Raw genomic sequence first — 26,579 nt, 5'->3', positions numbered from 1 at the left:
CGCGCCTGTTCGCGCGGCGGGCGGAGAATGCCACCACAAAAGGGCGATGTCAGGTGCGGCGCGCCCGGATACGTCATCCCGGACGGCCGCAGGCCGATCCCGGATCGCGCGGCGCGCCCCGCCACCTCCCGCTCTGCGCCGTCATGGCCGTCCCCGGACTTGATCCGGGGATCAGCCCGGCCATCCACGACTTGGGTGGCGAGAAAGACGTGGATCCCCGGGTCAAGCCCGGGGATGACGTGGTGACCGGCGGGAGCCTCGTTCGGCTCACGCGACAGGCGTCCGGGATATCAGCCTGCCCGGCCCCAGCCGCACAGCGCGCGGCCGACGGCGTTGTGCGCCTTCACCTGCCGGATGGTCGGGTCGGTGTCGGCGTCGGCCCAGCTGATCGGCCGGAAGGCGCCGCACGCGCCTCTACTCGCGGCGGAAGGCGTCAGGCTCGCGCAGCCGGCGAGGGTCGGCAAGGCGCTGGTCAGCAGCAGCGCGCGCATGATTCGCCCGCTCAATGGTCTCCACGACATCGCGTTCTCCTTGCGCCAGACAGGCCGCCCGCCCTTCATGGCGTCCCTTGAGATAGATCGCGCCCGCCAGCAGGCCGGCGAGCAGCAGCGCCCCCGCCAGCCGCCCGGCCGGCGAGGCGATCAGTCCGAGGATCAGACTCATGCCGCCTCCCCCGCCCGAATGCGGGAGAGCGCGGCGCGCAGGGTGAGCCCGACACCGGCCAGCATGAGCGCGGCGAAGACCCATTTCAGCGGCCCGCCATAGGCGGCGAGCGGGGCCAGGCGGTCGGCCTGTTCGGCCACCACCGCGCCGAGCCCGCCCAGGCCGGCGAGAAGGCCGGCCGCCCCTTCCGGCGTGCGGGCGAGCCGCGCATCGGACGGCCGCGCCCGCCCCGCCGCCGGGTGCTCCGGTGCGGCGCTGTCGCGGCCCGCCGCCATCGCCAGCGCCGCCGCCCGCACCTCGCCGACACGGCGGCTCCAGCCGGCGCCGAAATGGCGGAACGTCCTGAGCGAACGCAGCATGGCGAGGCGCCGCTCGCACACCGCCGCGATCAGTTCGGGCACCTCGGCGGCCATCAGCGCGGCGAGCGTCGCCTCGCCGATCTGCCCATCGGCGGCGACGCCGAGCGCGCGCTGGAGCCATTTGGCCGCCTGCGCCGGGCCGGAATTCACCCCGGCGTCGAACAGGCAGTAATCCAGCCCCGCCGGCAGGTCGTCGGCGCGCAGCGCGTCCCAATATTGCGCGCGGTAGATCGCCGCCACCTCATCCGCCGCGATCCGCCGCACCGGGCGCAGCGCGCGGCCGTTGCGGCGCCGCCAGCCATCATAGACGCGCTGGGTGATGCCCTTCATCGTCGCCCCGCCGGGGTCGGCGGGATGGTCGGCATAGCCCCCCTCATGGACGAGGACGCGCCGCAGCGCCCCGTCGAAGCTCGACGCGGTCATGCAAGGTCTCCGCTGGAAGGAGTGTCAGGGCAGCATCTGGCCGAGCGCGGCATCGAGCGCCGCCACATCCAGCGCCGTCTGGGCGAGCAGCACGGCGGACAGCCCGCCACTGAAGGGTTCGCCATTCGTATTGGTGGCGCCGATCAGCACGCGCGCGCCCTGCACCGTGTTCGCGCTCGTGCCGGCGGTCTGGAAGGGGCCGCTGGTGCTGGCGCCGTTGACGACGATATCGGCCTGCGCCGCGCCATAGCGGACCCGGCCGATCAGCCGCCCCCAGATGCCGGGCGCCAGCGCGTCGGCCGCCGTCACGCGCGTGAACGCATCGGTGTCGAGGCGCCGCCCGCCGGCCACCGCCCGGTAGCCATCCGCCGCGAACAGAGCGAGGCTGGCGCGGGTCAGCACGGACGTCCCGCCGGACGGCGCGTAGACAATCTGCTGGTTGCCGGCGGCGGCATTGACGCCGGTGCGGGCCACCACGGCGGCCAGAGTGAGATTCGCCTGCGCCTGCGAGAAGGCGAGGCTGTCGCTGATCGCCAGCCAGTCGTCGATGCCGTCGAACAGCGCAACTGGCCGCCCGCCGGGGCCCAGCTCGGCGCTTCCCGCCTGCACCAGCCGGGGCTGCGCACCGGCGCTGCTCTGGCCGGCATGGCGGTCATTGCCGGTCTGGTCATAAAGCGTCACGAGGAACACGCTGGCGCTGCCGCCCCAGGCAAGCAGCGCCGCAATGTCCAGCCAGCCATCGCCGCGCGGGCCGAAATCGGCCTGCGCATGGTCGGAGCCGCGCCGCGCCCGCAGCAGCGGGCCGGTATGGGCGGAGAACATCCGCCGCAGGCCATGGGCTGCGTAGAGCGCCAGCCCATCGAGCGGCGCCCGCGACGGACCGGCGCGCCGCCGCGCGGCACCGGGGCCGAAGCCAAGGGAAAGGCCGAGCGAGCCGGCCATCTCAGTACACCGCGTGAATGTCGAGCCCGGCGCTGGTGCCGGTGGCGAGCACCCGGCGGCGCGAGGGCGGTGCGGCGGCCCCCTCACAGCGCCACGAAGGCGATCTCGGCGGCGATTTCCAAGCTGGTGATCTGGAACGGGCCGGTCAGCGTGCCGAAATCCGGCACCACCACCTGGCCCTGCCGGATGTCGCCGTCGAAGAAGCTCTGGCGGATCAGCGCATCCGACGCGGCGTCCTTGAACAGGCCGGAGCCGGCGATCGCCGCGCGCTTCACCCCGGCGCCGGCCAGTAGCTCGCGCCAGCGCCCGGCGCTCTCGGCATGGGTCACGTCGACCGGCTCGGTGTTGAAGGCGATCTGCCGCGAGCGCAACCCGGCGACGGTGATGAGGGCGCTGCCGTCATGCAGCTTCAGCAACAGGTCCTTGCCCTTCTGCGCCGCCATGGCGGGTCTCCTTGTCTGGCAATGGGTGGTAATGGCGTGTATTCAGGGAGCGTTAACCCTGATGTGGCAGATTAAGTCCGATCCGGCGCCGGGATGGCGTCGCCCCACTTCGCGGCTTGATTCAGGAAATCGCCGCAAGTGACCTCATCTTCTGAATCAACTTCACGCCGATTCATGAGTCGGTGGAATCCCTTGGCGCGGTTCGCTCGCGCGCGCGGAAAACCTCAATCGGTTTCGGTCATCGCGCGAAAGCGCAGCAGCGCGCGGTAGGTCCGCCCGCCACCCTCGCGGCGAATCTCGGCGCTGGTCGCCCGCAGATTGACGAGGCGATGCCCGTCGAGCGCCAGCGGCGCGTCGTGCAGCACGGCCTGCACGAGATGGGCGAGATGATGGGCCTGCCCATGCCCGCCCTGACGCGACCAGACGTTGAGCGTCAGCCGGTGCTCATGGCCGGTCTCGGTCGCCGTCGAGGCATCGATCAGCTGCGCCTCGCCGAGCGTGACATAGGGAAATTCCGGCGACGCCGGCGGCACGTCATGGATGCGCGGGCCGCCCAGGGCGGCGGTCAGCGCGGCATCGGCGACGAGCGTGGCGTGGAGCGCGGCGCGCAGCGCATTGGCGGGACTCACGCTCATCGGCGCCCCCGCTGCGCGATCTGCGCCAGCCGGCGGGCGAGCGCCGCGAGGCCCTTCATCCGCACCTCGAACTTCATGGCGTTTCCTCTCGACACTCGCAGACGAGGCGGCGCCCGCGCCCCTCGGGATCGCTCACCGCCTCGACGGTGAAACGCCGCGCCCCCAGCCGCAGAACGTCGCCCGGCTGCACCGTGGCGGGCGCGCGGATCGTCACGCGATGGGCGAGCACCGCGCCCGGCCGGTCGGCCATCTCGGCGGGGGTCGCCCCCGTCTCGATCGCGCCCCACAGCGCATCCACCGCGAGGAAGATGCGGGTCACCCCGCCCTGCCCGTCCGGCGTCTCGAGCGGCGTCTCATGCACCAGCCGGTGGCGCAGCGCCGAAACCGGGAGCGCGCTCATAGCCGCGTCACCCGGAACGGCGCGATCAGCGCATCGAGCCGGGCGGGAAAGGCCGCGCCCGGCCCCGGCACGTCGCGATGCTCGTAGAAATGCGCCAGCACCACCCGCACCGCCTCGACCAGCGGCGAGGGCACATGGTCGGCGCTGGACCCGTGCCCGGCGGTTATGTTGAGGACGATGCCGGCAAGCGCCCGTCCCGGCGCCGGCACCGCCGCGCGGTCCACCCGGATCAGGCCGGGCAGGCGCGCCACATCGAGCGTGAAGGCGGACAGCGGCAGCGCCGTCTCCCCGCCGGCCGCGTCGATCAGCTTGACTGCCAGCAGGTCGCGCAGCGGATTCACCGGCGCCGGGATCAGCCCGGAGGCCGGCCAGGCATCGCGCACGATCCGCCAGCTCTGGTCGATCAGCACGCGCCGCGTCAGCGCCTCGACGGTGGCGCGGGCGCTGGTCAGCAGCGCGGCGATCAGCGCATCCTCGGCCTCATGGTCGACGCGCAGATAGGCCTTGGCCTCGGCAAGGGTCAGCGGCTCGGCCGGCGGCCCGGCGAGAAGAAGGGCGGGCATGGGCGCCTCTTGAGTGGGGGGGATGGGAGGGTGGCGGGGCAACGACATCCTTCGAGGCTCGCTGCGCTCGCACCTCAGGATGACGATGTGTGAGGGAATGAGCGTCATGCTGAGGTGCCGCCGCAGGCGGCCTCGAAGCACGCAGGCGGCTTGAGGTGCCCCGTTCCCCGGACGAGCTGCGCGCAACGATGATCCGCCTCGCGCCGTCATGGCCGGGCTTGGTCCGGCCATCCACGTCCTGGCCGGGCGCGGGTGCGAAAGTCGTGGATCCCCGGATCAAGTCCGGGGATGACGGTGTGAGTGCGGCCGGGACGCAGGGTCGGGCCGGTGCGGATTGACGGCGCCGACGGGCGCGGCGACAAGGGCTCCTCTAGTGGCACGCCCGCCTTCGCACGCCCGCCTTCATACAGCCCCGTCGCCCACCCCCTCGCCGGAACCACCCATGCGCCGCCTCGTCCTTACTCTCGCCGCCCTCGCCTGCCTCGCCCTGCCCGCGCGCGCCATTGTCGGCGGCGTGCCGGCGGAGGCGGCGCTGAAGGCGGAGACGGCGATGATCGTCTCGACGCGCGGGGCGGCCTGCACCGGCGTGGTGCTGGCGCCGAGCGTGCTGCTCACCGCCGCCCATTGCGTGCAGCCGGCGGCCGATTACGCGGTGGCGGTGTTCGAGGCGGCGGGCCCGCGGCTGATCCCCATCAACCGCATCGCCGTGCATCCCGGCTTCGACCCGAACTCCTTCGACACCCGGCGCCCGACGCCCGACCTCGCGCTGGTGCGCCTGTCCGAGCCGCTACCGGCGAGCTTCCGCCCGGCGACGCTGACGTCCGAGCTGGCACTGCCCGCCCGCCGCACCGGCTTCGTCATCGCCGGCTTCGGGGTGACGAAGGACGGCGACGGCAAATCCGCCGGCACGCTGCGCCGGGTGGAACTGCCGAGCATCGGCACCACCGGCGGCATCATGGTCCGCCTGTCAGACGGCGCAGCCAAAGGCGGCTGCACCGGCGACAGCGGCGGGCCGGTCCTGCTCGACGGCACGGTCGCCGGCATCATCGGCTGGTCGACGGCGGCGGGCGGCGCGCGCGGCTGCGGCGGCGTCACCGGCGCGACGCTGATCGGCCCGCAGCGCGCCTGGATCGACGCGACGGCGCGGGCGATGGGGCGGTAGCGGGCGGTCTGAATTAACAGGCCGTCATGGCCGTCCCCGGACGCGCCCTCACACCCGCCGCACGCGCGGCGCGGACTGGGGGCCGAGCGCCAGCGCCGTCACCGCCCAGACCAGCGCGTCGAGCCGGTCCGGCGAGCGGCCATTGGACAGGCCCTCCGGCGCGAAGTCGCACATCTCGTCCTCCAACGCCGGAAACACCCCGGCATGGCGCACGCGGCCCTGCTCGTAGAGCGCGGCGACCGGCTCGGCGCGCAGCCATTTTCCGCGTGTGGCCCGCACCTCGCGCACCGGCACGGCGGGGTCGATGCCGGCGAGAATGGTACGCACCATCTCCCCGCCCTGGTTGATCTCCACCACCACCCGGTCGGCGGACAGCCGATGGAACAGCCCGACCGCCCGCGCGCCCCAGGCGGTCGGCGTCAGGCCCTGCGCGCTCTCATCGGCCAGCACATGGACCAATCCGTCGCGGTCGATCCCGGCGGCGACCAGCCCGCAGGCATCGGCCGTGCGGCGCGAGGACGCCGGCGGGTCGACCGCCACGACGATGCGCACCAGCTTTTCGCGCATCAGCTCCGGCGCCATCTCCTCCCGCGCGGCTTCCAGCGCCGCCCGGTTCCACAGCGCGTCCGGCCGGTCCTCGATCAGCTCGCCGGCCAGTTCCTGCCGGCCGAGCCGGGTGCCGGCATAGCGCCCGACCACCGTGTCGAGAAAGCTCGGGGCGAGATGGGCGGCGTTCTCTGCTGTTCCCATGCGGGTGATCGCGCTGCGCGGATCGGCCAGCAGGGCGCGGATCAGCGCGCTCGGGCGGGGCGTGGTCGTCACCATCTGGCGCGGCCGGGCGCCGAGCCGCAGGCCGAATTGCAGCATGTCGAAACTCGCCTGCGCGTGGCGCCATTTGGCGAGTTCATCGCACCAGGCGGCATCGAATTGCGGACCGCGCAGCGCCTCCGGGTCCTCGGCGGAAAAGCCCTGCGCCACCGCGCCATTGGGCCATTCCAGCCGCCGCCGGGTCGGCTCCCAGACAGGGCGCTCAGCCCGGGGGTGGATGGCGAGCAGGCCGGAGACGCCCTCCACCATCACCTCGCGCACATCGTTGAAGGTCTCGGCCACCAGCGCGATGCGCCCCGCCCGTGGCCCGGCCCGGCCATGAATGAGCGCGCGCACCCATTCGGCGCCCGCCCGCGTCTTGCCGGCGCCGCGCCCGCCCAGCACCAGCCAGGTCAGCCAGTCGCCGCCGCCCTGCGCCTGTTCGGGGGGATGCTGGGCCGGCCGACCGATCAGCGGCCAGTGGTGCAGCAGCCAGCGGCAGGCGGCGGGGTCAAGCGCGGCCAGCGCCTCAGGGAGCTTTCCGGCCTGCCAGCACGCGCTCAAGCGTTGCGCCAAGCTCGCGTCGGAAGGCGTCGGCATCGCGTCCGGCGGCATCATCGGCGTCCTCCTCCGGTGCGTTGCGCGAGAGCGCCGCCAGTTCGCGCAGCGAGCGCACGAGAATGGCCAGCGTGCGCGCGGCCCGCTCGGCCTCGGCCGCGCCATGAGGGGCGAGCCCCGCCCGCGCGACGATCCGCTCGACCGCGCCGATCTCCGCCTCGATGCGGGCGACCAGCCGGGTGATGAGGTCGCCGCCCGCAACCGGCAGCGCCGGCACCAGAGGCGCGCCCGGCAGGGCGGCCAGCGGCGGCCCGTCGGGTGCGGGCGGGATGGGAAGCGGTGCGGGAGACGGCATAGCGGGCGGAATACGCCCCGCCCGCCGGGTCCAGCCCCAGCCGGGGATGCGGCTGTTCAGGGTGGATTTGGAAATACCGAGCATGGCGGCGATCTGCTGCACCGGCACATTGCTGCGCTCATAAAGCCGGCGCGCCTCATCGAGCGCCTCCGGCGTGATGACATGAGCGGGAACCGACATGGCGCCTCCCGAGGGAATGGGGTGAAAGGTCTGGCAAGGCCGAGGCACGGCGCCGGTCACGCCGGCATGAAAAAGCCGGCCCGAAGGCCGACGGGAGGATGGCGTCTATCGCATTCGCCGCGGCAACCGGGCGGAAGCACCCGGCCCCTCGACGCAACTGTGGAGCATGACCGAAACCTACCCTGCCAGCGTCGTGCTGTCAAGGACTATTTTCCTAGAATTGCGATCTACGTACCTAGAGCTATAATGACGCGAGCAACCAAGCTGTGGAACATTCCCCGGCCGAGGCAGTGGCGGCGATTATCGCGGCGCTCACATCACGTGCGAAGAAATGGCCTCTCATGGTCTTGCGCGCTTACATTGATGATAGTTTTGAAAAAGATCGCACTGGATGGTTCGTCCTAGCCGGTTTCATTGCTGAACCGGAAGAATGGTCGCGTTTCTCTAGTGATTGGAAAATTCTATTACCTTGGGCTCCCCACAACAAAAACGGAGTTCGAGAATTTAAGGCGTCCGCCATGATGGCTCGCCCAAGTCGGGAAGAGACTATTGCTCCGTTTACAAGGGCAATCGACGAACTCGTTGCGACCCCGATATTTTCAGCGGTTTCATTTAGAGAATTTGAAACGGCATGCAGCCGATTTAAAATTAACGGAACGGATTTAAATTTTCTGAAAGATATTTTTATAATTCGATTTTGCTTTCAGGCGCTATTAGACGGACTAGCTGTAGGTAGAGATTTATTCAATGAATTACTACCTTCAAATGTAGAAATTGATTTTATTTTTGACTATTCTAGCGAATCCAATCGACTCATTCGAGGTTGGAATGCAAGCAAACCACATGAAAATCTGGGTGGGATCTACGGCAAACCACCTATTTTTGAAAACAGCGAAGAATGCATGCCTTTACAGGCGGCAGACTATTTAGCTTGGAGCACCCGAGCGAGCTTGAATCGAGCATTAATTGATAGTCATCGAAACTTAAACATTGATATTAGCATAGGCGCAGGGATTGATCGAAAATTAAAATACAGAAAATCTATAGGCCTGATACTCCCTGAAAAGGCCTGATACTCCCTGAAAAAAGCATGTGGCTACCAATTTTCAATTCAATCAGATTTGCCATGCCAAATGCGGATATTTCATGTGACGCCGCAATAATTGAACATATGAAACAAATAGAATTTCGAAAATGGTAGGCTGAATGAATTTGATAATTTGATTAATCATCAATCAGCCGCATAATATCCAGCTTCATTTTCTGGCAAAGATGAAGCTCCAGCCCAGAAATTGCCCCCCTCGACAGGTGGAAGGCCGGGACACGCCCGGCCATTACGGGGATACGGATTGCGGGTCGTAAAAAGGGCAACGCTGCCGCCCAGCGCGACACGCCCCCTCTCCCCGTCGGGGAGAGGGGTGGGGTGAGGGGCCGGGACGCTTCAGGCGGAACCCGCGTGCCCCCTCACCCGGCGCTTCGCGCCGACCTCTCCCCCACGGGGAGAGGTGAAGAACCGCCGGCTCAGGCGGGGCAGCCGGCCACGCCTTAGGGCCGGCGCCCCCCTCAGAGCGCGTGCGCCTTGGCGTGGGCCAGCAGGTGGATCTCCTTCAGCAGCGCGTCGACGCCGCCGACCACGAAGCCCTGGGTCTTCTCGTCGGTGAAGGCGCCGTCCTTCACCTTGTCGGCGACGTTGGGGATGGCGAGGTGGGGGTAGTCGATGACCCGGCAGCCGGCCGCGCTCAGCGTCTCGCGGACCTGCGCCTGGGCGCGGATGCCGCCGGTCGAGCCGGGCGAGGAGGTGAGCACGAGCGCCGGCTTGCCGCGCAGCGCGCCCTTGCCATAGGGGCGCGAGCCCCAGTCGATGGCGTTCTTCATGGCGCCGGAGGTGCCGTAATTATATTCGGGCGAGGCGAGGATGACGCCATCCGCCGCGGCGATGGCCGCGCGCAGCGCCGCCGCCCCGGCCGGCGGGGTCTGCGTGTCCTCGTCCTGGTTGTACATCTCGACATCGTTCAGCCGGAACACGGTCAGCTCGGCCTTGTCGGCGAGCGCGCTTTGCAGCGCCTCCAGCACGGCGGTGGAGAAGGAGCCGGCGCGCAGGCTGCCGGAAATGCCGAGGATCTTCGGACGGTCGGTCATGGAACAACTACTCCTGAGGCGGCCGGGGGGCCGCCGGTATGGGACGAGGATCGCCAGCAAGATCGAGGCCGGGCGGGGCGAGCACAAGAGGTCGGCCTTGCGATTTCGCAGGGATCGGCTTGCGCGGGCCCAATGACCTTGCGGCAGAGCGAGGCCGGCGTCGGGCGGTGGCCCCGCGCGCCCGCCAACACCCGGCGCGGAACCTGCGGCGTGCCCCCGCGTTTGCCCGCTCCGCGAAGCGTGCTACCGATTCGCTCCCGTTGCGCTGCCAGCGAGGCCTGAGCCCGTGATTTTGACCGACCGCGATATCACCGATGCGCTTGCCGCCGGCACGCTGTGCATCGATCCGCCGCCGCCGGCGGATTTCTACGCGCCGAATGGCGTCGATCTGCGGCTCGACAGCCGGCTCACCCTCTACCGGGAGCCGGCGCCGGACGAGGATCCGGTGATCGATCCGGCGGGGCCCGGCTATACGTTCCGCGAGGCGATCACCGGGATGGCGGATGACATCGAGATCGGCGAGGAGGGCTTCGTGCTCGATCCCGGCCGGCTGGTGCTCGGCTGGACTCTGGAGCGGGTCGACTTCGGCGCCGGGGCGCGGCTGGCCGCGCGGGTCGAGGGCAAGAGTTCGCTCGCACGCATCGGCCTGATCGTCCACCTGACTGCACCGACCATTCACGCCGGCTCGACAGGGCGCATCCAGCTCGAGATCATCAATCTCGGGCCGCGCCCGATCCGCCTGCGCGCCGGTATGAAGGTATGTCAGCTGATCCTTGAGCAGACGCTGGGCATTCCCCAGCGCCGCTATGGCGGCCAGTTCGCCGGCCAGCGCGCGGCCGGCTGACAAAGCAACGCTCAAGAACAGGGTGGAGGTATTAAATCACCGCCTGCCGGTGCGCATCTTGCGGGCGGCGTAACGCTCATCGCGCTTGGCCTTGGCGGCGACAATATCGGCCTTGGCCTGCTCCAGAGCCGCGGTGCGCGCCGCGATCTCGGCGGCAGCCGCCGCCTCGCGGGCAGCGACTTCCTCGGCGAGGCGGGTTTCCTTGGCGATGCGCTTGGCCTCGGCAGCGGCGGCGCGCGCCTCAGCCTGGGCCTTGCGCTCGGCGGCGCGGGCGAGCACGGCGGGATCATCGGCGGCGGGGCGCTTGGCGAGCTGTTCCAGCAGGCGGGCCTTGGCGGCAGCGGCGGTCTCGCGGCGGTCCTTGAAGGTATCGGTCGGTTTCATGCGCGTTGTTTAACCTCAGATCGGCTGGATTGACAGCCCGCCGCGGCGATTTAGCTTGGCCTCCATCGGCCGCGGGAGACTGCGTCCCCCATGCTGGCGCCGAAACGATGAATGCGAAAGACCTTTCCGCCTATCTGTTCCTGGCGATCGCCTGGGGACTGTCCTTTCTTGTGATGACGCAGGCGGTGCAGGGCTTCGGCTGGGCCGGTGCGGTGTCGTTCCGCGCCTTCATCGCCGCCGCGACGCTGCTGGCGATCACCCGCGCGATGCGCCGCAAGCTCGATTTCTCCTGCGGCATCAAGCCTCTGGTGATTGTCGGGGCGACCACGGTGGCGGGCCAGCTGGTGTTCCTGGCCTATGGCCTGCCGCTGATCGGCACCGCCATGTCGGCGATTCTGGTCGCCACCATCCCGGTCTTCTCCATGCTCATCGCCCGGTTCTGGGGGGTGGAGCAGCTGACCGCCGGCGCGGTCGCGGGCATCGCGCTCGGCGCTGTCGGTATAATATTGCTTGTCGGCTTTCCCGCCGTGCCAGTCACGAGCGGCTTCCTCACCGGCTGCGCCGTCACGCTGGGCTCCACCCTGTGCGCCGCCTATGGCAGCGTCTATGCCGGCCGCCGACTCAAGGGCGTCGGCTCGATCGAGGTAACCATCGGCGCTTTTCTCTCCGGCGGGCTGCTCACTTTGCCGCTTCTGCTGGTGGAGTCCGTCCCGGCCCTGCCGACGGCGCTAGACTTCCTCGCCATCGCCACCCTCGGCGTGCTCATGAGCGCCGCGACCTATGTGCTTTACTTCCGTCTTATCAACACCATAGGCCCCACGAGGGCGATCAGCGTGGAGTTCGCGGTAACCGGTGTGGCGGTGCTGGTCGGCACGCTCATCCTGCGCGAACCGCTCTCCCTGCCGCAGCTATTCGGTGCCGGGGTGATCGGGGTCGGCTGCGCGCTGGTGCTGGGGATCGTGAGGCTGCGCCCCGCGAAATCCGCCGTCACCCCGCCAGCAGCGTCGAGCGGTTGAGCCGGCGCACGGCGAGATCCTCGCGTGCCTCGTCGCGGCGGAAGGTCTCGACGCTCTGCCCGGTGAAGGTCATGTGCGCCTCGCTCGCCTCCTGCGCCGCCGCCGGATCGCCGGTCAGGATGGCCTCGCCGATCGCCCGGTGCTGGGCGAGCAGCGTGTCGCGGAAGTCGGCATGGGCGAACAGGCTGGTGCGGTTGAAGAAAATGTCCCGCCGCAGCATGTCGAGAAAAGCCCGCATGACGTGCAGGATGACCAGATTGTGCGAGGCGGCGTAGATCAGCCGGTGCAGCACGATGTCAGCCTCGGCCTCGCGGTCGGCATCCTGCGCCTCATGGGCGGCGACCATCTCGTCAAGCGCGTCGGCAATCGCCTGCCGCTCCGGCTCGGTGGCCCGAATCGCGGCAAGGCCGGCGGCGGCGCGTTCGACGGCGGCGCGGAACTCGAAATAATCCGCCGTCACCCCGTCATTGGATTGCAGCAGCCCCGCGAGCGGATCGGTCAGGGCGGCGAGGAACTGCGTTACCCGCGTGCCGTCGCGGCTGGTCGCCAGCAGGCCGCGCTGTTCGAGCAGCTGGAGCGCGTCGCGCAGCGAGGGGCGTGACACATCGAGCCGCTCGGCGAGGTCGCGCTCGCTGGCCAGCTTTTCGCCGGGCCGCAGCACGCCCTCCAGGATGAGCCGCTCAATGTGACCGGCAATGATCTCCGCCAGCTTGGGCGCGCGCAGCCTGTCGTTCATGGCACCTTGTTCCGTCTTGTTTTTCTTGGTGATTTCCAGTGCGGCGGTCAAGTGGCGGCGTCGGATTGGCGGACTTCATACCATCCGGCTTATCTGGTAAAGCAAATTTACCAAGGCGAGATCGCTCGCCGCTCCCCTCGCAAGGACAAGGCAGATGGCTACCGTCACCAATATCCAGGACCTCCGGCGGATCGCGATGCGCAAAGTGCCGCGCGCCATCTTCCATTATGCCGACCGGGGCTCCTATGACGAGGTGACGCTGAAGGCCAACAAGGCGGACCTTGCCGCGATTGCCCTGCGCCAGCGGGTGATGATCGACGTCTCCGAGCGCAGCACCGCCACGACGATGATCGGCGAGAGCGTGTCGATGCCGCTCGCCATCGCCCCCACCGGCCTCACCGGCCTGTTCCACGGCGACGGCGAGATCCATGGCTGCCGCGCCGCCCATGCCGCCGGCATTCCGTTCACCCTTTCCACCATGTCGATCTGCTCGATCGAGGATGTGGCGGCGGCGGTCGACAAGCCGTTCTGGTTCCAGCTCTATGTGATGCGCGACCGCAAATTCTCGGAATCGCTGATCGAGCGCGCCAAGGCCGCCAAATGCTCGGCGCTGGTGCTGACGCTGGACCTGCAGATCCAGGGCCAGCGCCATATGGACATCAAGAACGGTCTGGCCGTACCGCCGAAGCTGACATTGGCCAACGCGCTCGACATCGCCACCAAGCCGATGTGGGCGGCGAGCGTGCTGATGGGCAAGCGCCACTCCTTCGGCAACCTCGCGGTGCGCAAGGAGAGCGACAGCCTGACCACCCTCTCGCAGTGGATCGCCGGCCAGTTCGACCCGTCTCTGTCGTGGAAGGATGTCGAGTGGGTGCGCTCGATCTGGCCGGGCAAGCTGATCCTCAAGGGCGTGCTGGACGTCGAGGATGCCAAGATCGCCGCCGCCACCGGCGCCGACGCCATCGTCGTCTCCAACCATGGCGGGCGCCAGCTTGACGGCGCGGTGTCCTCCATCTCGGCCCTGCCCAAGGTGGTGGACGCGGTCGGTGACAAGACCGAGATCTGGTTCGACGGCGGGGTCACCTCCGGCCAGGACATTCTCAAGGCGCGGGCGCTCGGCGCGCGCGGCTGCATGATGGGCAAGGCCTTCCTGTGGTCGCTCGCCGCCGGCGGTCAGGCCGGCGTCGCCCAGGCCATCAAGATCATGCGTCGGGAACTCGATGTCTCCATGGCGCTCACCGGCGTGAAGGACATCAATCAGGTCGACCGGAGCGTGCTGGCGCTTTGAGCGGCGCGGCCGCGCGGGCGGGGCGGGTTTTCGCCGCCGCCCCGCGCGGCAGCCGCAGCGGCCAGCGCACCAGGTGTTCGATGAAATCCTCCAGCGGCAGGTCGTCTTCCAGCGCCGCCACCTTGCCGCGCACCGAGACGCCGGCGTGATGCACCGTGTCCCGGTCGCCGGAGACGAGGTGGTGCCACCAGTAGAGATCGCGCCCTTCCTCGACCAGCCGGTAGGCGCAGGAGGGCGGCAGCCAGTCGAGCGCGCGCACGGTCGCGGGCGTCAGGCGCACGCAGTCCGGCACCTGCGCCTGCCGGTTGGGATAATCCCGGCAGCGGCAGCCATCATCGTCCAGCAGCTTGCAGCCGATGTCGGTATAGGCGATCGCCTCGGTGTCCTCGTCCTGCAGCTTGACCAGGCAGCAGCGCCCGCAGCCATCGCACAGGCTCTCCCACTCGGACGGGTCCATCTGTTCCAGGCTCTTGGAAAGCCAGAAGGTTTCGGTTGGTTCAGAACTCATTCAGCATCCGCGACGACGGGCAGGCCGGAAACAAGACGCTTCACCATCCGGCAATCTCCGCCTAGATAACCTTGCGGCTCCGCCAAGGCGAGCCCGGATCGCACCCTCATGCGCCGATGCGCCCGGCGGGACGGCGATCCGGCCGATCGCCATGAAGCCGCCCAGAATGAAGCGCGTGAGGACGCGCAGCCGTCAGCGCCCAGGGAGTATCGGGCTTGAACGACACGCCGCAGGACCATCAACCGGAGCCGCAGCCGAAGGGTTCTTCGGACGGCACGGAGCCGGCCGCGCCCCGCAAGGGCCGCAGCCGCCTGCGCAATTTCCTGCTCGCCATCGATTCCTGGATCGACAGCACGATCTATTCCAGCGGCGTCAATCTGCGCTCGGGCTGGGACGGATTCGTCGCCTTCACCGAACGGTTCAACGTGCAGGGCCCCGGCCGCTGGGCCATATCCATCGCCTCGGAGGGCATGACCTGGGGCGCGGTCGGCGCGGTGCTCATGCTGGCGCTGGCCATTCCCGCCTTCCGCGAGACCTCGGATGACTGGCTGAAGAAGGCCGAACTGTCCGTCACCTTCCTCGACCGCTATGGCAACATGATCGGCGAGCGTGGCATTCGTCACAATGATACCGTGCCGCTGGAGGAATTCCCGGACCACCTGATCAAGGCCGTTCTGGCCACCGAGGACCGGCGCTTCTACGAGCATTTCGGCATCGACATTCCCGGCACCTTCCGCGCCGTCCTGTCCAATGCGCGGGCCGGCGGCGTGGTGCAGGGCGGCTCCTCGCTCACCCAGCAGCTCGCCAAGAACCTGTTCCTGTCGAATGAGCGCACGCTGGAGCGCAAGATCAAGGAAGCGTTTCTGGCGCTCTGGCTCGAATTTCATCTCACCAAGAACCAGATCCTCAAGCTCTATCTCGACCGCGCCTATATGGGCGGCGGCGCCTTCGGCGTGGACGCGGCGTCGCAATATTATTTCGGCAAGTCCGCCCGCGACGTGAACCTGGCGGAAGCCGCCATGCTGGCCGGCCTGTTCAAGGCGCCGTCGAAATTCGCTCCCCACGTCAATCTGCCGGCCGCGCGCGGGCGCGCCAGTGTGGTGCTCGACAATCTGGTCGATGCCGGTTTCATGACCGAGGGCCAGGTGTTCGGCGCCCGCCGCAACCCGGCGACGCCGGTTGACCGCAAGCAGGACGACGTACCCGAGTATTATCTGGACTACGCCTTCAATGAGGTGAAGGGCATCGTCGACACGCTGCCCAAGAGCTTCGCCGAACGTTCCTTCATCGTGCGCACGGCGCTCGACCCGAACATCCAGAAGGCGGCGGACACCGCCGTGCGCGACAGCCTGCGCCAGTTCGGCAAGGATTACGGCGCCAGCCAGTCGGCCATGGTGGTGATGGAGCCGAGCGGGGCGGTGCGCGCCATGGTCGGCGGGCGCGACTATGGCGAAAGCCAGTTCAACCGCGCCACCGACGCGCTGCGCCAGCCCGGCTCGTCCTTCAAGCCGTATGTTTATACCGCTGCGCTGATGACCGGGAAATACACCCCGCAGACCATTGTGGTGGACGGGCCGATCTGCATCGGCAACTGGTGCCCGCAGAATTACGGCCGCTCCTATGCGGGTTCCATCACCCTGATGACCGCGCTGACCCGCTCGCTCAACACGGTGGCGGTCAAGCTCGCCGAGAACATCGGGCGCGGCCGCATCGTCGATCTCGCCCATGCGATGGGCGTCAGGAGCGAACTCAAGATCACCCGCGCTTTGCCGCTGGGCGCCGCCGAGGTCACGGTGCTCGATCAGGCGACCGGCTATGCGGTGTTCGCCAATGGCGGCATGTCGGTGGCGCCCCACGCCGTCATCGAGCTGCGCACCCCGGCGGGCGAGCCGGTGTGGAACTTCGCGCAGGACGGGCCGAAGTCGAAGCAGGTCATCCCGCCCAACATCATCGCCATGATCAACCCGATGCTGAACAGCGTGGTGGAGAACGGCACCGGCCGCCGCGCCATGATCGCGGGCACCAAGGTGTCCGGCAAGACCGGCACCACCAACGCCTATCGCGACGCCTGGTTCGTCGGCTTCACCGGCAATTATGTCGGCGCCATCTGGTTCGGCAATGACGACTACACCTCGACCCGCAAGATGACCGGCGGCTCGCTGCCCGCCATGACCTGGCAGAAGGTGATGGCCTTCGCCCATCAGGGCATCGAACTCAAACCCACGCCCGGCCTCGGCAACCTGCCCCCGCCGGTGCTGGACGGCGCCGCCGCGCAGGCCTCCGCCCTGCAGATCGAGGGCGTCCGCCGCCCGGTCACGCTCTCCCCCGCCGCGGCGGAACGGCTGATGGCGCTGTCCGCCCGGATGCGCGAGGCCGCACGCCAGCCGATCCGCCGCCCGACGGCGGCCGCCGATCCGCGCCAGATGGTCGGGCCGGCGGTGAGCGGCAGCAACTGATGATGGCCCTGTTCCGCACGGCCGGATTGACCTTCCGCACCCGCGCGCCCATCCATGGGCGCCCCGTCATCGCATCGGATTGATCGCCCCGTGCGCGCCCTGCTCTTTTTCCTGACGCTCGCCATCGGCGCCGTGGTCGGCCTCGGCCTCACCTGGATGACCACGATGCGTGGCTACGGGCCGACGGCGATCCGCGCCGGCGCGTGGGAGGCCTGGCCGAAGGCCGGCACCGAGGACGCCGATCCCTATGCGCGGGCGGCGCTGGCGCGGGCGGGCGAATTGCCGCTCGAACTGGCCGACGGCATCGCCTTCGTCGCCGCGACCGACGATGCCGGCAAGCCGCTCGACGGGCGCTGCGACATTCGCCTGTCCGGCACGGTGCCGCAGGCCCGGTTCTGGACCCTCACCGCGACCGACGAGCGCGGCCGGCTGATCGACAATGCCGCCCAGCGCAGCGGCTTCACCAGCCCGGAGGTCGTGTGGAACCGCGACGGTACGCTGGACGTGGCGCTCGGCCCGCGCGCCCGCCCCGGCAACTGGCTGCCGACCGGCGCGCGCGGACGCATCGTCCTCACCTTGCGGCTCTATGATACCTCGGTCGGCCTCGCCAGCCGCACCAGCGACGCGCCTTCCATGCCGCGACTCACCACGGAGCGGTGCCCATGAAGCGGCTGATCCTGCCGATCATCGCCGGCCTCGTTTTGGGCGGCATCGTCCATCTGGTGGGCGTTCTGCTCATGCCCTATGTCGCGGAGCAGGATGCCTATTCCCGGCTCGCCGCCATCGGCGAGATCAACGCCGTGGCCGAGATCGACGATCCCAGCGTGGAAGGCGCCGTGCTGCCGGCCAGCGACCCGGCCTTTCTCTCGGCGGTATGTCTGTACGACCTTGCCGAGGGCCCGGTGAAGATCCAGGTGCCGCCCACCGACGACTACACCTCGATCTCGTTCTATACCCGCCACGGGCTCCCCTTCTACGCGATCAACGACCGCTCGGCCGGCCGCAGCCTGATCGAGCTTGATCTGATGACCGCCAAGCAGCGCGCCGCCATGCCCGAGGACGCCGAGGTGACAGCGGCGGACCGGCTGGTGGTCGAATCCCCGAGCGTCGAGGGGGTGGTGCTGATCCGCGCGCTGGTGCGCGAGCGGGACGCCCGCGAACAGGTCAAGGCACGGCTCGACCTCGCGCGCTGCAACGGGGCGTCATAGCGTCTCGCACGGGGCGCAGGACACGCCGAGCGGGACGGCGGGACGCACCATCTGCACCACCGGCAGAATGACGACTTCCGCCGAGCCTTCGGGAATGGGACGGCGCGGGCGGATGTCCGCCAATACGCGACGCACGGGAAACGGCACGATCAAGCCCATCTCGTCCTCCGCTGCTGCGGGAGCCCGCGCTGCCCAGGGAACGGCCAGCCGAGCCTGCGTTACGTCAACCGGACAGGCCCATAACAAACCGTCATGGTTAACGGGTTGCTAACGATCCAGCCCTAGCTTGGTTTCGCGAGGCTGTCGTGCCGCGCGCCACTCGATTCTCCAGCAAGCCTGCCTCATGCCCTCGACACCCGGCTCCGGCCTCAAAGACCTGATCGACGATGCGCGTCGCCGGCACGAGGACACGCGCCCGGAGATGTTGCGCGCGCTGGTGAAGCTCTATATGCAGGAGCCCGAACACGGCCCGGCCGAGCAGGCGCGCTTCGCCACGCTGGCGCGCCGGCTGTTCGATTCCGTCGACATTCCGGTGGCGGCGAAATATGTCCGGCAGATCGCCGCGCGGGCCGATCTGCCGCGTCAGCTCATGCTGCATCTCGCCCGTGGCCCGCTGGCCATTGCCGGCCCCGTGCTGCGGCTCTCGCCCGTGCTCGGCGACGACGATCTGGTGGAACTCGCCCGCAGCGCCCCGCCCGATCACCGCGCCGCCATCGGTGCCCGCCGCGACGTCTCGCCGGACCTCGCCAAGCGCCTCGCCGCCCTGATCGACGACAAGCCCGCAGTCGCAACACCCGCCTCCGCGCCCGAGGCGGAGGACGTGGCGGAGGACGTGGCGGAGGACGTGGCGGAGGACGGTGTTTTTATACCGCATAACGACGCCGCCACCGACGCCGCCCCCATTGCCGTCGACGCTGGGGATGCGCCGCCGCAAGCGCCCCGCGCCGAGACGGTGGCGCTAGAGGCGGATGCGGCGGAGGCCGCCCTCCTCCCGGAAACGCCCCTGCCCGCGGCGCCGGACTCCGCGCCCGCAGTGCCGTCGTCGGCCGCGCCCGCGCCGAAAAACGGCGCCGAGCCGTCACCCGATTTCAGCTTCTTCGCCGCCGGTCCGGAAGAACGCACTGCACTGATCGTCCGCCTCATTACCCTCCCGCCACTCCCCCTCGCCGAGCGCGTGGGAGCCCCGGCTGGCGACGCCTTCACCGATGCCCTGCTGGACGCCGCCAAGGCCGACGACAAGGACCGCATCACCGCCCTGATGGCGGAGGCGCTGGATCTTGCCCCGGCGGCCGCCCACAAGATCGTGGGGGATGAAACCGGGCAGGCGCTCGCCGTGGCCGCGCGGGTGCTCGGCCTCTCGCTCGCCATTCTCTCGCGCGTGCTGTTCCGACTGCACCCGGTGACCGGCCGCTCGGCGGGAGAAATGACACGCCTCGCCGAATTGTTCGATTCCCTGCCGGCCGCCAGCGCCCAGCATCTTGTCGCGCAGTGGCGCGGCGTGCGCAGGACAGGCCGCGAGCGGGCGGACGAGACCCCGCCGATCCGCAGCTATGGCGTGGCGCGCCCGGCCCCGCTCGGGGCGAGCGACACGGCAGAGGGTCGCCAGCGCGGCTAAGCGCCTTACTGGCTTACGATATCGAGAAAATGCCGGCCGTCGCGGTCTTCGATCTCGACGAACCAGAGATCAGGATCGAAGCGTATCTCCCGCCGCATCCGCTCCTCGCAGTCGACCTCCAGCGACCCCGCCGGCACGATCTCGGCAAAGAGCCGCTCGCCCGGCTCGCTATCGCCCGAAAGCGAGGGCATCGCCGGGCCGTAGAGCGCCGCCGTGCCGTCGAGGCGACAGGCCTTGACGAAGATCGCCCCCGCTTCCTCCGAGCCGCGCCGGCGCACGGCGGCGAAGGCGCCCGCGCCATTGGCCCGGCGGATCAGCGCCGAAACCCAGATAGCGCTTTTCAATCGCATGGCGGAGCCTATTGGATCGAGAAGCCGGCGACGGCGTTCAGCTCGCGCACCAGACGATCGGAAATCTCACCCGTGACCGGCAGGCGGCGGTCGCGCTCGAAACGGAGGATTGCCTCGCGCGTGGCCTCGCCGGTTCGCCCGTCGATGCGGATCGGGCCGTAGCCGAGCCGGGCCAGCGCCTTCTGCACCTCCATCACCCGCGCCGACACCGCGACATCGGCGGGCGGCACGATGGGAGCGGGGCTCGCGGCGGCGATGGGATTTGCGGCGGCAGGCGCAGCCGCGCGCGGCGGCGGCGGCGCGGCGGGTTTGACCGGGGGAAGCGGCGGAGCGGGCGCCGCTACCGGTTCCGCTACCGACGGGGCGGGGCTTACGGCGGAGGCGGCAGGAGCCAGGCTGGGCGGGGCCGGCTGCACGGCCGGCGGGGTCGGAATCGTCCTCAGTTCGTTTGGCGCGTTCATCGGCTTGGGCACGTCGCGGCGCGGGCCCTGAAGCATCAGCGCGTTGAACAGGAAACCGGCGCTGGCCACGGCGGCGAGGAACAGCATGAACACGTCGGAGCGTCGGCGGCCCGAGCGATAGGGCCGGCCGGCGATTCGTTCACCGTGCAGATCAATGTCGTCGACAAGCAGGTCGCTGGCATAGGAACGCGGCATGTCCACCCAACCGGTGCGCCCCCCTGGCGCGTTGAAGCGTCACTCTGGCACGCGGGGTTTAAACGAACCCTAAAACCCGCGCCGTGCTTAACAAGGCCTTGCGGAAATCGTGCAATTTCGCCGCTTTCCGGCACCGGTTGAGCAACCCCTCGCCCTTATGATGAAGCCTTGAGGTAGTGGGTGACGGCCACGGGACGCGTCATGTTTTTTCTATTGCGCATGTGTTTCTGGTTGGGCCTCGTGCTCTTGCTGCTGCCGGGCATCACCGGCGGCATGTCCGGGGATTCGCCGGCGGGAGAGCCGAAGGTCGGCGCCATGGAGGCGCTGTCCGCCGCGTCCTCCGCGGTGGCGGATGCCGGCGGATTCTGTTCGCGCCAGCCTCAGGCCTGCGTCATCGGCGCGGGGCTGATCGAGATGATCGGCGAGCGAGCCGAGGCCGGGGCGCGCTTTGCCCTGTCCTATATCAGCGAACAGCTCATGGAGGAGAAGCGCAAGGCCGCCTCGCGCGCTCTGGGCGTGCCCGCCGGCGATACGCTGACGACCCGCGACCTGAGCCCCGCCTGGCAGGGTCCGCGGCTGCCGGACGCGCAGCCGACCGCCTCCGGCGCACCCGCCCATTCCCCGGCGCCCGCCCCGACTGAAGCCATGCCCGGCGTCCCCCTGCCGCCGAAAAGGCCGGCCTGAACGCCCGACACCATTGCACCCGCCCGCCCCCCACTCCTATATGCCGGGCGAGAGGCGACAATGAGCACATCCAGGATCGACGGCATCATCGAGGATTTCGAACTCCTCGATAATTGGGACGACCGCTACCGCTATCTGATCGAGCTGGGGCGCAGCCTGCCGCCCTTCCCGGAAGAGGAGCGCAGCGATCGCACCAAGGTGCAGGGCTGCGCCAGCCAGGTCTGGCTCGTGAGCCGGACGATACCCGCCAGCGAGGGGCCGACACTGGCCTTTGTCGGCGATTCCGACGCCCATATCGTGCGCGGCCTGATCGCCATCCTGCTGGCGCTTTATTCCAACCGTCCGGCCGAAGACATCCTCGCCGCCGATCCGGCCGCCGTTTTCGGGCGGATCGGGCTGAAGGATCACCTCACCCCCCAGCGTTCCAACGGGCTGCGCTCGATGGTGGAACGCATCCGCGCCGATGCGCATCAGGCCATGGCGCAAGCCGCCCCTTAGCGCGCTCCCCCGCCCTCCGGCGGCGCGCTCCAGGCCCGCAGCTGCGACCGCGAGGGCCCCTGCGCCGCCACGCCGAGTCCGTAATGGCGCGCCAGCCGGTCGAGCCCCAGCGCCAGCACGATCTTGCCCGTGCGCGCCGGCCAGCCGCGCTCGCGCTCGACCTCCTCAAGTCCCTTCAGGAAGCAGCAGACATCAAGCAGCAGACCGGAGAATTCCGGCCCGGCCGCCTCGATCGCCCGCGCCACCCGCTCGCGCGCGGCGAGCGCAGCCTCCGAGAAGATCATGCCGGGCGAGCTGCCCCGCCCGCGGCGGGCGGTGGCGCTCCAATCGGCGGTGAGGCGCGGGCTCATCTGCGCGCGGGTGAAATCCGCCCGCAGGCGTTCCCCGGCGAGAAGCTGCACCGGGGCGATGAAAGCCCGCCCGTCCCGACCCCGCCGGCGGGCAAGCCAGCCGAGCGGGGATTCGTCGAGATCGACCTCGACCTCGGCGATCACCCCGTCGACCGTGACCTCCAGCCGCGCCAGTTTCCGCTCACGCGCCATCGCCGCCCTCCCCGGCAAGGCGCGCGCGCACCTGCTCCTCCAGCAGCCCGACCCAATGGTCCCAGCCGGCGATCTCGCGCCGCTCCTCGATTCGCCGGCAGGCGTGATCGACACTGGTGCGGTGGCGGTGGAAGCCCTCGGCGACGCGGGCCAGCGGCAGGCCAAGCCCGACATGGGCGAGATAGATCGCCAGCGCCCGCGCGGTCGACACGGGGCGCACGCCCGGACCGGGCGCCAGCAGATCGTCAAGCGCGATGCCGCTCGCCGCTGAGGCGGCCTCGGCGCAGATGAGCAGGCCGGGCGGCAGTGGGCGGGCGACCGGCCGGCATCGGGCGCCCCGCCCCGCCTCGGCCTGCGATGAAAGCTGCACCATGAGCATCTCCTCGATTTAGGAATTTAACCCTAAATCGAGGAGATGCTTTCGACAAGAACAAAATACGAACTAGCCTGAAAAGATCAACAAACCCGCCAGAACCGCCCACACAAAAGTTTTAGGATTTTTATCCTCACACATGGCGCCACTCCCCATACTCGCCGCATCGGCAGCGAGGTGGCGGATGACACAGAAACAGGAGAGGCGGCGTATCCGGGCGATGCGGCTGGATGAACCCGACGCCCAGATCGTGGCGCGGGCGGCGGCGCTGCGCCCTTTCATCGGGCGCACAGGAGACGAACGGGTGACGGCGCTGCGACGCCTATTGCGTCAGGAGCGGCGGGCGTCATTGATCGGGGGCGGTTATGACGCCTGCCGCCACGCGGCACTGACACGGCTTCTGGCTGAAGCTCTGGCGGGCGCCAGCCCCGCCCGCCACGAAAATGGCCGCCGCGAATGAACGCGGCGGCCATCGAAAACCGGCGGAAACGATCCGGCGAGGATCAGGGCGCGACGCGGCGGCGCTGCTGCCCGAGGCCCATTTCCTTGGCGAGAGCCGAGCGGGCCGCCGCATAGTTCGGGGCGACCATCGGGTAATCGGCCGGCAGACCCCACTTCTCGCGGTACTGCTCCGGCGTGAGATTGTACTGCGTGCGCAGATGGCGCTTCAGCGATTTGAACTTCTTGCCGTCTTCCAGACAGATGAGGAAATCCGGCGCGATGGATTTCTTCACCGGGACCGCCGGCTTCAGCGGCTCGGCCGCCGGCTCGGCCTCACCCTTGGTCACGCGCTGCAGCGCGCTGTGAACATCGTGCAGGAGATTGGGCAGCTCATTGGCCGGCACCGTATTCTTGCTCACGTAAGCGGAAACGATATCGGCGGCGAGCTCGATATAGTTGGCAACGTCCAGCGTGTCGCTCATGGCTCATTCTTCAGATGACGTAGGAAACTTGGCATACCGGCACACAGCACACACATGCACGCGCCTATATCCGTGAAATACACTGCTTTTCAGCTCGCACCATTTGGTACAGAGATATGAAGGCATAGATAGACTTCCGAAAAACGTTTCGCAAGATATTTTGGATTAGATTCGCTCATTTCGGTCGAGCTCTGCATGTTGCTGTCTGCAAAGCTATCGTGACGCATAGCTGAAATGTTTTCCAACGGAAGGCTTAGCCACCGGCCGGACAGGTCCGCGCGGGCTTGCCGCTGCGCCTTGTGCACATTATCTCACGGCATATCATCAGGAAAAATCCCATGAACGAGGCCTCTCGCCGACCGAAAGTGATCAAATCCGAAGCCGAATGGCGGGACCAGCTCACGCCGGAACAATATCGCGTCACCCGCGAGCATGGCACGGAATGCGCCTTTGGCGGCCCGCATCTCAGCCAGAAGGAACCGGGCCTCTATAGTTGCGTGTGCTGCGACGCCCCGCTGTTCCGCTCCGATGCCAAGTTCGAATCCGGCACCGGATGGCCGAGCTTCCTGCAGCCAGTCGACGCGCAGGCGGTCACGGAACGCCATGATTTCTCCTATGGCATGCACCGCGTCGAGGTGCTCTGCGCCACCTGCGACGCCCATCTCGGCCATGTCTTCCCCGATGGACCGCGCCCGACCGGCCTGCGCTACTGCATGAACGGCGTCGCGATGAATTTCACGCCGGACAGGGACGGGGCCGCCTCGTGAGTGACCAAGCTGCGCAGACCACCCACGCCCCGCTCGTGCGCGCCTTCCATGGCGTCACGCTGAGCGATCCCCATGCCTGGCTGCGGGCCGAGAACTGGCGGGACGTCATGCGCGACCCCTCGCTTCTCGCGCCGGATATCCGCGCCTGGCTGGAGGCCGAGAATGCCGCCGCCGAGGCCTGGTTCGCACCGCGAGCGGAACTGCGCCAGCACCTGGTCAAGGAGATGCGGGGGCGTATCAAGGAGGATGATTCCTCCGTCCCCGCCACCGATGGGCCGTTCGCCTATTTCACCCGCTTCCGCGAAGGTGGCCAGCATCCGCTGATCTGCCGCCGCCCGGCCGGGGCCATCGCCGGCGAAACCGTCATCCTCGACGGCGACGCGCTGGCCGAGGGCAAGGCCTATTTCCAGTTCGGCGACGCGCGCCAGTCGCCCGACCACGCGCTCTATGCCTGGACGGCCGACGAGGCGGGCTCGGAATACTACACGCTGCGCATCCGCGACATCGCGACGGGCGCCGACCGTGCCGACGAAATCGGCGAGACCACGGGCGACGTGCTGTGGAGCGCGGACGGCCAGTACATCTTCTACATCCGCCGCGACCCCGAGCACCGCCCGAGCTTCGTCTACCGCCACCGGCTCGGCACCGATCCGGGCGAGGATGTGCTGATCTATGAGGAGCCGGACAAGGGCTTCTTCGTCTCGCTCGGCCAGACCCAGTCCGGCCGCTTCGGCCTCGTCTCCTGCGGCGACCATGACACCAGCGAAATCTGGCTGATCGACCGCCATGATCCGCTGGCGCCGCTGCGGCTTGTCGAGCCGCGCGAGGTCGGGCTGCGCTACGGCGTCGAGCACCACCCCGACCTTGACGGCACCGAGAGCCTCGTCATCGAGACCAATGCCGACGGTGCCGAAGATTTCAAGATCGTCGCCGCCCCGCTCGCCACGCCCGGCCGGGCGCAATGGCGCGAGATCGTGCCGCACAAGCAGGGCCGGCTGATCCTGTCGGTCGCCGTGCTGCGCGGCCACCTGCTGCGGCTGGAGCGCGAGGACGGCCTGCCGCGCCTCGTGGTGCGCGACCTCGCGGGCGGGGCGGAACATGCGGTCGCCTTCGCCGAGGAGGCCTATTCGCTCGGCTTCGATCCCGGCTATGGCTTCGACAAGTCCGAGATCCGCTTCACCTATTCCTCCATGACCACGCCGACCGAAGTGTGGGACTATGATGTCGCAAGCCGCGCCCGCGTGCTGCGCAAGCGCCAGGAAGTGCCGTCCGGGCACGATCCCGAACGCTATGTCACCCGCCGCCTGATGGCCCCGGCGGCCGATGGCGAGCTGGTGCCGGTGTCGCTGCTGTTCGCCCGGGACACGCCGCTTGATGGCAGCGCGCCCTGCCTGCTCTATGGCTATGGCGCCTATGGCATCTCGATCCCGGCGGGGTTCTCCACCTCCCGGCTGTCGCTGGTCGATCGCGGCTTCGTCTATGCCATCGCCCATATACGCGGCGGCACGGAGAAGGGCTGGCGCTGGTACCGCGAAGGCAAGCTTGCCCGGAAGACCAACACCTTCCACGACTTCATCGCGGCGGGCGAGCATCTGATCCGCGAGCGGCTGGTCGCCCCGGACAAGATCGTCGCCCATGGCGGCTCGGCCGGCGGCATGCTGATGGGCGCGGTGGCCAATCTGCGCCCGGACCTCTTTGCCGGCATCGTCGCGGAAGTGCCGTTCGTCGACGTGCTCAACACCATGCTCGACGACACGCTGCCGCTGACGCCGCCGGAATGGCCGGAATGGGGCAACCCGATCACCGACCCGGACGCCTTCGCCCATATCCGCTCCTACTCGCCCTATGACAATGTGGCGGCGCAGGACTATCCGGCGATCTTCGCGCTGGCCGGCCTCACCGATCCGCGCGTGACCTATTGGGAACCGGCGAAATGGGTGGCGCGGCTGCGGGAGGTGAAGACCGACCCGCGCCCGCTCCTGCTGCGCACCAATATGGAAGCGGGCCATGGCGGCGCCGCCGGGCGCTTCGACCGGCTGGAAGAGACCGCGCAGGTGCAGGCCTTCGCCCTCGCCATCGCCGGTAAAGGCTAGCGCATTTTC

33 protein-coding genes are annotated in these 26,579 nt (G+C 68.8%); 14 read left to right on the top strand and 19 right to left on the bottom strand.

What is annotated here, in order from left to right; all coding sequences use genetic code 11:
- Positions 1-414: 414 nt before the first annotated feature.
- The 7 genes from KIP89_RS17125 to KIP89_RS17095 all read right to left on the bottom strand — a co-directional run bounded on the left by KIP89_RS17125 (position 415) and on the right by KIP89_RS17095 (position 4,428).
- The gene (locus tag KIP89_RS17125; RefSeq protein ID WP_213756799.1) at positions 415-663 is read right to left on the bottom strand and encodes a hypothetical protein; all 249 of its coding nucleotides are present in this window, start codon (positions 661-663) and stop codon (positions 415-417) included.
- The gene (locus KIP89_RS17120; RefSeq protein ID WP_213756798.1) at positions 660-1,445 is read right to left on the bottom strand and encodes a glycoside hydrolase family 108 protein; all 786 of its coding nucleotides are present in this window, start codon (positions 1,443-1,445) and stop codon (positions 660-662) included. The genes KIP89_RS17125 and KIP89_RS17120 overlap by 4 nt, the downstream gene beginning before the upstream one ends.
- Positions 1,446-1,469: 24 nt before the next feature.
- Positions 1,470-2,387 (bottom strand): arabinofuranosidase catalytic domain-containing protein, encoded by a 918-nt coding sequence (locus KIP89_RS17115; protein WP_213756797.1) that lies wholly within the window; start codon positions 2,385-2,387, stop codon positions 1,470-1,472.
- An 83-nt stretch (positions 2,388-2,470) separates the two neighbouring features.
- Positions 2,471-2,830, bottom strand: a complete 360-nt coding sequence (locus KIP89_RS17110; RefSeq protein ID WP_213756796.1) for a phage major tail protein, TP901-1 family — start codon at positions 2,828-2,830, stop codon at positions 2,471-2,473.
- Positions 2,831-3,054: 224 nt separating this feature from the next.
- Positions 3,055-3,465, bottom strand: a complete 411-nt coding sequence (locus KIP89_RS17105) for a DUF3168 domain-containing protein (RefSeq protein WP_213756795.1) — start codon at positions 3,463-3,465, stop codon at positions 3,055-3,057.
- Between the two features lie 73 nt (positions 3,466-3,538).
- A complete protein-coding gene (locus tag KIP89_RS17100; protein WP_213756794.1) occupies positions 3,539-3,865 on the bottom strand; it encodes a head-tail adaptor protein in 327 nt (108 codons plus the stop codon).
- Positions 3,862-4,428 carry a head-tail connector protein gene (locus tag KIP89_RS17095; RefSeq protein WP_213756793.1) on the bottom strand — a complete coding sequence of 189 codons (567 nt, stop codon included), beginning with the start codon at positions 4,426-4,428 and terminating at the stop codon, positions 3,862-3,864. The genes KIP89_RS17100 and KIP89_RS17095 overlap by 4 nt, the downstream gene beginning before the upstream one ends.
- A gap of 442 nt (positions 4,429-4,870) precedes the next feature.
- On the opposite strand from KIP89_RS17095, the gene KIP89_RS17090 reads away from it, so the two are divergent.
- Positions 4,871-5,590 carry a S1 family peptidase gene (locus KIP89_RS17090; RefSeq protein ID WP_213756792.1) on the top strand — a complete coding sequence of 240 codons (720 nt, stop codon included), beginning with the start codon at positions 4,871-4,873 and terminating at the stop codon, positions 5,588-5,590.
- Between the two features lie 48 nt (positions 5,591-5,638).
- Here the strand turns inward: KIP89_RS17090 and KIP89_RS17085 are convergent, their stop codons facing one another.
- Both KIP89_RS17085 and KIP89_RS17080 read right to left on the bottom strand, forming a co-directional pair.
- Entirely contained in the window at positions 5,639-6,961 is a 1,323-nt protein-coding gene (locus KIP89_RS17085) for a DNA-packaging protein (RefSeq protein WP_250152588.1), read from the bottom strand.
- Positions 6,927-7,490, bottom strand: coding sequence for a helix-turn-helix domain-containing protein (locus KIP89_RS17080; protein WP_213756791.1), 564 nt, complete (start codon positions 7,488-7,490; stop codon positions 6,927-6,929). Before KIP89_RS17080 ends, KIP89_RS17085 begins: the two co-directional genes overlap by 35 nt.
- A 266-nt stretch (positions 7,491-7,756) precedes the next feature.
- On the opposite strand from KIP89_RS17080, the gene KIP89_RS17075 reads away from it, so the two are divergent.
- A complete protein-coding gene (locus KIP89_RS17075; protein WP_213756790.1) occupies positions 7,757-8,563 on the top strand; it encodes a DUF3800 domain-containing protein in 807 nt (268 codons plus the stop codon).
- A 490-nt stretch (positions 8,564-9,053) separates the two neighbouring features.
- Here the strand turns inward: KIP89_RS17075 and KIP89_RS17070 are convergent, their stop codons facing one another.
- Positions 9,054-9,629 carry an NADPH-dependent FMN reductase gene (locus KIP89_RS17070; protein WP_213756789.1) on the bottom strand — a complete coding sequence of 192 codons (576 nt, stop codon included), beginning with the start codon at positions 9,627-9,629 and terminating at the stop codon, positions 9,054-9,056.
- A gap of 286 nt (positions 9,630-9,915) precedes the next feature.
- Between KIP89_RS17070 and dcd the strand changes: the two genes are divergently transcribed.
- Positions 9,916-10,473, top strand: coding sequence for a dCTP deaminase (gene dcd / locus KIP89_RS17065; protein ID WP_213756788.1), 558 nt, complete (start codon positions 9,916-9,918; stop codon positions 10,471-10,473).
- A gap of 36 nt (positions 10,474-10,509) precedes the next feature.
- Here dcd and KIP89_RS17060 read toward each other — a convergent pair whose 3' ends face one another.
- Positions 10,510-10,857 (bottom strand): DUF6481 family protein, encoded by a 348-nt coding sequence (locus tag KIP89_RS17060; protein WP_213756787.1) that lies wholly within the window; start codon positions 10,855-10,857, stop codon positions 10,510-10,512.
- 107 nt (positions 10,858-10,964) lie between these two features.
- On the opposite strand from KIP89_RS17060, the gene KIP89_RS17055 reads away from it, so the two are divergent.
- Positions 10,965-11,873, top strand: coding sequence for a DMT family transporter (locus KIP89_RS17055; RefSeq protein ID WP_213756786.1), 909 nt, complete (start codon positions 10,965-10,967; stop codon positions 11,871-11,873).
- Here the strand turns inward: KIP89_RS17055 and KIP89_RS17050 are convergent.
- A complete protein-coding gene (locus KIP89_RS17050; protein ID WP_213756785.1) occupies positions 11,845-12,609 on the bottom strand; it encodes an FCD domain-containing protein in 765 nt (254 codons plus the stop codon). The genes KIP89_RS17055 and KIP89_RS17050 overlap by 29 nt on opposite strands.
- A 154-nt stretch (positions 12,610-12,763) precedes the next feature.
- Between KIP89_RS17050 and KIP89_RS17045 the strand changes: the two genes are divergently transcribed.
- Entirely contained in the window at positions 12,764-13,897 is a 1,134-nt protein-coding gene (locus tag KIP89_RS17045) for an alpha-hydroxy acid oxidase (protein WP_213756784.1), read from the top strand.
- On the opposite strand, the gene KIP89_RS17040 is transcribed toward KIP89_RS17045, so the two are convergent.
- The gene (locus tag KIP89_RS17040) at positions 13,863-14,405 is read right to left on the bottom strand and encodes a YcgN family cysteine cluster protein (protein WP_213756783.1); all 543 of its coding nucleotides are present in this window, start codon (positions 14,403-14,405) and stop codon (positions 13,863-13,865) included. The genes KIP89_RS17045 and KIP89_RS17040 overlap by 35 nt on opposite strands.
- 215 nt (positions 14,406-14,620) lie before the next feature.
- Between KIP89_RS17040 and KIP89_RS17035 the strand changes: the two genes are divergently transcribed.
- The 3 genes from KIP89_RS17035 (at position 14,621) to KIP89_RS17025 (ending at position 18,069) form a co-directional block, all read left to right on the top strand.
- On the top strand, positions 14,621-16,861 hold the full coding sequence (locus KIP89_RS17035; RefSeq protein WP_213756782.1) for a transglycosylase domain-containing protein: 2,241 nt from the start codon (positions 14,621-14,623) through the stop codon (positions 16,859-16,861).
- A gap of 90 nt (positions 16,862-16,951) precedes the next feature.
- Entirely contained in the window at positions 16,952-17,527 is a 576-nt protein-coding gene (locus KIP89_RS17030) for a DUF1214 domain-containing protein (RefSeq protein WP_213756781.1), read from the top strand.
- A complete protein-coding gene (locus KIP89_RS17025; RefSeq protein ID WP_213756780.1) occupies positions 17,524-18,069 on the top strand; it encodes a DUF1254 domain-containing protein in 546 nt (181 codons plus the stop codon). Before KIP89_RS17030 ends, KIP89_RS17025 begins: the two co-directional genes overlap by 4 nt.
- Here the strand turns inward: KIP89_RS17025 and KIP89_RS17020 are convergent.
- Positions 18,064-18,228: a hypothetical protein gene (locus KIP89_RS17020; protein WP_213756779.1), complete on the bottom strand. Its 165-nt coding sequence runs from the start codon at positions 18,226-18,228 to the stop codon at positions 18,064-18,066. The genes KIP89_RS17025 and KIP89_RS17020 overlap by 6 nt on opposite strands.
- Positions 18,229-18,412: 184 nt before the next feature.
- Here KIP89_RS17020 and KIP89_RS17015 point away from each other — a divergent pair, with 184 nt between their 5' ends.
- Positions 18,413-19,684, top strand: a complete 1,272-nt coding sequence (locus KIP89_RS17015) for a DUF2336 domain-containing protein (RefSeq protein WP_213756778.1) — start codon at positions 18,413-18,415, stop codon at positions 19,682-19,684.
- Positions 19,685-19,689: 5 nt separating this feature from the next.
- Here KIP89_RS17015 and KIP89_RS17010 read toward each other — a convergent pair whose 3' ends face one another.
- On the bottom strand, positions 19,690-20,034 hold the full coding sequence (locus KIP89_RS17010) for a DUF1491 family protein (RefSeq protein ID WP_213756777.1): 345 nt from the start codon (positions 20,032-20,034) through the stop codon (positions 19,690-19,692).
- 8 nt (positions 20,035-20,042) lie between these two features.
- On the bottom strand, positions 20,043-20,690 hold the full coding sequence (locus tag KIP89_RS17005) for a peptidoglycan-binding domain-containing protein (protein WP_213756776.1): 648 nt from the start codon (positions 20,688-20,690) through the stop codon (positions 20,043-20,045).
- Positions 20,691-20,891: 201 nt separating this feature from the next.
- Between KIP89_RS17005 and KIP89_RS17000 the strand changes: the two genes are divergently transcribed.
- Entirely contained in the window at positions 20,892-21,374 is a 483-nt protein-coding gene (locus tag KIP89_RS17000; RefSeq protein WP_213756775.1) for a DUF5330 domain-containing protein, read from the top strand.
- A gap of 60 nt (positions 21,375-21,434) precedes the next feature.
- Positions 21,435-21,872: a SufE family protein gene (locus tag KIP89_RS16995; protein WP_213756774.1), complete on the top strand. Its 438-nt coding sequence runs from the start codon at positions 21,435-21,437 to the stop codon at positions 21,870-21,872.
- On the opposite strand, the gene KIP89_RS16990 is transcribed toward KIP89_RS16995, so the two are convergent.
- Positions 21,869-22,414: a DUF6456 domain-containing protein gene (locus KIP89_RS16990; RefSeq protein ID WP_213756773.1), complete on the bottom strand. Its 546-nt coding sequence runs from the start codon at positions 22,412-22,414 to the stop codon at positions 21,869-21,871. The genes KIP89_RS16995 and KIP89_RS16990 overlap by 4 nt on opposite strands.
- Positions 22,404-22,787: a helix-turn-helix domain-containing protein gene (locus KIP89_RS16985; protein WP_213756772.1), complete on the bottom strand. Its 384-nt coding sequence runs from the start codon at positions 22,785-22,787 to the stop codon at positions 22,404-22,406. Before KIP89_RS16985 ends, KIP89_RS16990 begins: the two co-directional genes overlap by 11 nt.
- A gap of 184 nt (positions 22,788-22,971) precedes the next feature.
- On the opposite strand from KIP89_RS16985, the gene KIP89_RS16980 reads away from it, so the two are divergent.
- Positions 22,972-23,247 carry a hypothetical protein gene (locus KIP89_RS16980; protein ID WP_213756771.1) on the top strand — a complete coding sequence of 92 codons (276 nt, stop codon included), beginning with the start codon at positions 22,972-22,974 and terminating at the stop codon, positions 23,245-23,247.
- Between the two features lie 43 nt (positions 23,248-23,290).
- On the opposite strand, the gene KIP89_RS16975 is transcribed toward KIP89_RS16980, so the two are convergent.
- Complete coding sequence (locus KIP89_RS16975; RefSeq protein WP_213756770.1) at positions 23,291-23,710, bottom strand: Ros/MucR family transcriptional regulator; 420 nt, start codon at positions 23,708-23,710, stop codon at positions 23,291-23,293.
- Positions 23,711-24,048: 338 nt separating this feature from the next.
- On the opposite strand from KIP89_RS16975, the gene msrB reads away from it, so the two are divergent.
- Both msrB and KIP89_RS16965 read left to right on the top strand, forming a co-directional pair.
- Positions 24,049-24,477, top strand: a complete 429-nt coding sequence (gene msrB, locus KIP89_RS16970) for a peptide-methionine (R)-S-oxide reductase MsrB (RefSeq protein WP_213756769.1) — start codon at positions 24,049-24,051, stop codon at positions 24,475-24,477.
- The gene (locus KIP89_RS16965; protein WP_213756768.1) at positions 24,474-26,570 is read left to right on the top strand and encodes a S9 family peptidase; all 2,097 of its coding nucleotides are present in this window, start codon (positions 24,474-24,476) and stop codon (positions 26,568-26,570) included. Before msrB ends, KIP89_RS16965 begins: the two co-directional genes overlap by 4 nt.
- Positions 26,571-26,579: the final 9 nt, after the last annotated feature.

The sequence above is a fragment of the Ancylobacter radicis genome, from assembly GCF_018449475.1.
Taxonomy (GTDB): Bacteria; Pseudomonadota; Alphaproteobacteria; order Rhizobiales; family Xanthobacteraceae; genus Ancylobacter; species Ancylobacter radicis.
Note: the sequence above shows the minus strand (reverse complement) of the source record. Positions and strands in the feature narration are given on the sequence as shown.